We start from the raw sequence: 337 nt of genomic DNA on the forward strand, positions 1-337 counted from the left end.
CCGAAGGACGAGACCGCCGCCCGGCGGGGACGGCCGGTCTCCGGCCACTCCCGCGCCTCGGTCAGCAGCTCCACCGCACCCGCCGACCAGTCCACGTGCGGCGTCGGCTCGTCCACGTGCAGGGTCCGCGGCAGCACACCGTGCCGCATCGCCATCACCATCTTGATGATCCCGGCGACCCCGGCAGCCGCCTGCGTGTGACCGATGTTCGACTTGACCGAGCCCAGCCACAGCGGCGTGTCCTCGGCCCGGGCCCTGCCGTAGGTGGCCAGCAGCGCCTGCGCCTCGATCGGGTCGCCCAGCGTCGTACCCGTACCGTGCGCCTCCACCACGTCGA

General features: G+C 73.3%; 1 pseudogene. It reads right to left on the minus strand.

The annotated features are described in order from the left end of the window. Positions 1–337, minus strand: a pseudogene (locus tag LMU33_RS41015) (polyketide synthase); the annotation flags it as partial.

This window comes from Streptomyces barringtoniae, assembly GCF_020819595.1.
GTDB lineage: Bacteria > Actinomycetota > Actinomycetes > Streptomycetales > Streptomycetaceae > Streptomyces > Streptomyces barringtoniae.